At 39.2% G+C, this 4,166-nt stretch carries 4 protein-coding genes and 1 pseudogene; 2 read left to right on the plus strand and 3 right to left on the minus strand.

The genetic code is table 11. The features are described 5' to 3' along the window. Together rsmB and P8M52_RS03755 are read right to left on the minus strand one after the other, a co-directional pair. Window positions 1-1,266 (minus strand): 16S rRNA (cytosine(967)-C(5))-methyltransferase RsmB (gene rsmB, locus P8M52_RS03750; RefSeq protein ID WP_300307531.1); only part of this gene is annotated, 1,266 nt, incomplete at its 3' end. After that, complete coding sequence (locus tag P8M52_RS03755; RefSeq protein ID WP_300307534.1) at window positions 1,256-1,975, minus strand: DsbC family protein; 720 nt, start codon at window positions 1,973-1,975, stop codon at window positions 1,256-1,258. The genes P8M52_RS03755 and rsmB, both read right to left, overlap by 11 nt. A gap of 82 nt (window positions 1,976-2,057) precedes the next feature. Here P8M52_RS03755 and P8M52_RS03760 point away from each other — a divergent pair, with 82 nt between their 5' ends. Beyond that, window positions 2,058-3,482 carry a leucyl aminopeptidase gene (locus P8M52_RS03760; protein ID WP_300307537.1) on the plus strand — a complete coding sequence of 475 codons (1,425 nt, stop codon included), beginning with the start codon at window positions 2,058-2,060 and terminating at the stop codon, window positions 3,480-3,482. A 10-nt stretch (window positions 3,483-3,492) separates the two neighbouring features. Continuing rightward, entirely contained in the window at window positions 3,493-3,804 is a 312-nt protein-coding gene (locus P8M52_RS03765) for a pyrimidine/purine nucleoside phosphorylase (RefSeq protein WP_300307539.1), read from the plus strand. Here the strand turns inward: P8M52_RS03765 and P8M52_RS03770 are convergent. Next, window positions 3,801-4,166 (minus strand): annotated as a pseudogene (locus P8M52_RS03770) (MBL fold metallo-hydrolase); the annotation flags it as partial. The gene P8M52_RS03765 and the pseudogene P8M52_RS03770 overlap by 4 nt on opposite strands.

Here is a 4,166-nt window from a genome sequence, read left to right on the forward strand (position 1 = left end):
ATCGTAGGGTTGTTTTCTGATTTTGGCATAGTAAAAGCCATCAAATTCATGATTGGGTAATTGCTGTTTGCCAATGGTAGACTCAATACCCCAATCTAGATCAATCTTGATTTCTTCAGCGTCTTGATGCAATTCTAAAAAATGAATAATTTGCCCTTCATTTTCAGCTTTTAAAATCGAACAGGTGGCATATAGTAGCGTACCACCGGGTTTTAGCATTTGCCAAAGATTGGCTAGTATTTGCGCTTGAAGTTTAACCAGGTTAACGATATCTTTAGGTTTTCTCAGAAGTTTAATGTCAGGATGTCTGCGAATAACGCCAGTGGCTGAGCAGGGGGCGTCCAGTAGAATTTTGTCAAACAATTGACCATCCCACCAGTCTTGTTGCTGGGCATTGCCTTGGATAATTTCTATATTATTGATTGAAAATCTTTGTGCGTTTTGTTTAATGCGCTCTAAGCGCTCTAAGTCGCTATCGATAGCCATTATCGCTGCATTGGGCGCTAGTTCATGTAAATGTGTGGTTTTCCCTCCAGGCGCACTACAAGCGTCAAGCACGCGATCCTGGTCATTTGGTGCTAGCAAGTGTGCCGCCAATTGAGCCGATCCATCTTGAACATAACATGATCCGATTTCAAAATCAGGTAAGTCATAAACGCTAATTGGATTGTCTAGCACTAGAGCCTGAGGCGAAATATTAAGTGTTTGACTGGCAACGCCCACTTCGGATAATTGTTGCTGGTAATTAACAGTCGAACATTTCGGATGGACACGAATGGTCATTGGCGCTTGAATGTTATTCTGTTTGAAAATCTGCTCAAAATTATCAGGGTAATTTTGCTTGATTTTTTTAACCATCCAAGTTGGGTGAGAGTAGTGAATTTGGTTTAGGAGTATATCTTTATCTCGGTCAATTTGCCTAAGTATGGCATTAACCAAGCCTTTAGCCCAGGATTTATCAAGCAAATTTGCCACATCAACCGTTTCATAAATACTGGCATGAATAGCAACTTTGGAATATAAAACTTGATAAGCACCCAAAAGCATGAGACAGTGAATGTCTAAATCTTCTTTTTCTAAAGAATGATCAAGTAGATTGGTGACAATATCATTTAATTGATGATAAAAACGTATCGTACCGAATGTCAAAGATTTAGCCAAAGCATCATCTTGCTGTGGGTAAACAAAGGCAGATAGCGATTTTTTTTCCAGAACAACCGAGCAGATTGCCTCTAAGGCGACTAACCTTGTGTTGTTAGTAGCCAAGTGTTGTTTGAATTTTTCTTAACAGTTTGTCCGCGGGCAAATAGCCTGGTAAGTGTGTACCATCAGATAAAAAGATGGCCGGTGTACCGGTGACACCCAATTTTTTAGAGATAGCCAACTGGCTAGTGACAGGATTGTCACACTTAGGGATGTCTGCAATAACACCTAAATCATTATAGTCATCCATGGCCTGCTTGCGATCAACTGCACACCAAATTTTTTGCATTTTTCCTTGGGCTCTAGGATGTAGCGAGGCTAATGGCGCGGCAAGATATTTAACTGTAATGCCCAGATCGTTCATTCTAGAGATGTTGTTATGTAAGCGTTTACAGAACGGACAGTCTACATCAGTAAACACATGAACTTGATACTGTTCATCTTTGGCCGGGTAGATAATCTTGTCACTGTCATTAATATTGTTAATCATGGCAAGCTTAAGGTTTTTAACTTTGTTGCTTTTGGCGATTAAGCTTCGAGTGGTTAAATTGACCACATCACCCTGAATTAAGTATTTGCCATTTTCAGATACTAACATCGAATCAATGGGATCGTAGGTGATTACTTCATAAACCCCTTCGAATGGTGAAGCAGTGATATCTTTTTTGTCAATCTCGCCAAAAAAGCGGCTTAAGTTTTGAATAACATCGTCTTTATCGGCGGATGCACTAGTAGACAATAAAATAATTGTTAAAAATAAAGATTTAATCATAATTAAAAGATGGTTTAAAAATGAATAAATTTTACCTTTTTAGGTAGAATATCGGCATTATATTTTTTACTTGGGAAATAGCATGGAATTTTCATTAATTGACACTACCGTTCAAAGTTTTGATGGCGACTGTGTAGTTATTTTTACTAATTTGGACACGACTGTTAATGATAATAATGTTCAGCAGTTAATTGATTTGAATAACTTTGAATCTAAGCCTGGATCAACTTTATTACTTAACTTGGTGGGCGGATTTAAAGCTAAACAATTAGTTGTAGTGGGTATAGGAAAAGCACCTAATACAGCAAAAAACTACATTAAAGCATTAACTGCAGCAAGCAGTGTATTGAATACAATCAAATCCAAGAGTGTCATGATCGAAGCAGTCGAGATTAATGACTTTGATGAGCAATGGTCACATAGAGTGGCCGCGCGAGTATTGCAAAATGCCAATTACGGAATCCAACAAGTAGGTGTAGATGAAAAAGTAGAGATTATTGAAAATATTGCTATTCAGTCTAGCCAGGACAATACTCATGAACTGCTACAAGGGCAGGCGATTGCTAATGGCATGTCATTAACACGCCATTTAGGTGATCTGCCATCAAATATTTGTACGCCAACTTACTTGGCGCAAACAGCGCAAGATTTGGCAGATGAGTTTAATCTTGCGTGTGAGGTATTAGAAGAGGCTGATATGGCAGCACTTGGTATGGGTTCTTTACTATCTGTTTCCAAAGGCTCTATTGAGCCGCCAAAGTTGATTAGTTTAAGTTATCGAGGTAATGGCGATGCTAAGCCGATTGTTTTGGTTGGTAAGGGTGTTACGTTTGATAGTGGTGGTATTTCACTTAAGCCAGGTGCAGGTATGGATGAAATGAAATACGACATGTGTGGCGCTGCTTCAGTATTAGGTGCTATGCGCGCCATTGCACAAATTCAGCCCAAAATTAATTTAACCATTGTAGTGCCAGCAGTTGAAAATATGCCAGCACATAATGCATCAAAGCCAGGTGATGTGGTGACCAGTATGTCAGGTCAAACCATTGAGATTTTAAATACTGATGCAGAGGGACGCTTGATTTTGTGTGACGCGTTAACCTATGTTGAAAAATTTAACCCTGAAGTAGTGATTGATACAGCAACTTTAACCGGCGCTGTGATTGTTGCTTTGGGCAAACATCATTGTGGCCTAATGGCAAACGATCAAGAATTGGCTGATGATATTCTTACCGCAGGTAAGACGTCTTTGGATACTGCCTGGCAACTGCCACTTGATGATGAATATGATGAGTTGTTGAAGTCAAATTTTGCTGACATGGGTAATATTGGTGGACGTGAAGCAGGTACAGTAACAGCCGCTTGCTTCTTGTCAAGATATACCAAAGACTACCGTTGGGCGCATTTAGATATTGCTGGTACAGCTTGGGTAAGTGGTGCGAAGAAGGGTGCCACTGGCCGTCCAGTGCCGTTATTAACACAATATGTTTTAGATCAAATTAATTAAGGAAAAATTTATGTCAAGTTTTGAAAATGTAACCGTTGTAAAAGCAGCAAATATTTACTTTGAAGGTAAGGTAACTTCACGTGTAGTAGAGTTTGCTGATGGCTCGAAAAAAACTTTAGGCATTATGATGCCAGGTGATTACGAATTTGGTACCGATGACAATGAGCTTATGGAAATTCAAGCAGGTGAGATGGATGTACTATTGCCTGGCGCAAGCGATTGGCAAACGTTCACTAAAGGCACATCATTTGAAGTGCCAAAAGATTCAAGTTTTAAATTAAAGGTGAAAGAGGTAACGGATTATTGTTGTTCGTATTACTAACGCCTATCAAGCCAAACACCTAGACCCTGAGCGCAAATTTCCAAGTCACCCTTAAACAATTTGATTTGTTGCGTTTTATCGAAGGTGACACCATGTTCATAAGCGATTTCTAATAGATAGGCAAGCAGCGCTTCTTTAATGACTTTGTGTCGATTATTATCGTCTTTGTGTCGATTAGCAATCTGAGTAAAACCATTGATATGCTGTTTAAGCATGTTGGCAGACTGTTGAGTAAATTTAATTTGGTTGAAATGCGTCAAATAAGCACTTTTTGGCTTGAGTGTCATTAGCTTGTCAATGGTCTCAATCCAAGCTTCAGGATCAAATTGGATAGGAGTGGTTGGTGGAAAAATCAAGCATCC

It is taken from the genome of Candidatus Thioglobus sp. (assembly GCF_029243085.1).
Taxonomy (GTDB): Bacteria; Pseudomonadota; Gammaproteobacteria; order PS1; family Pseudothioglobaceae; genus Thioglobus_A.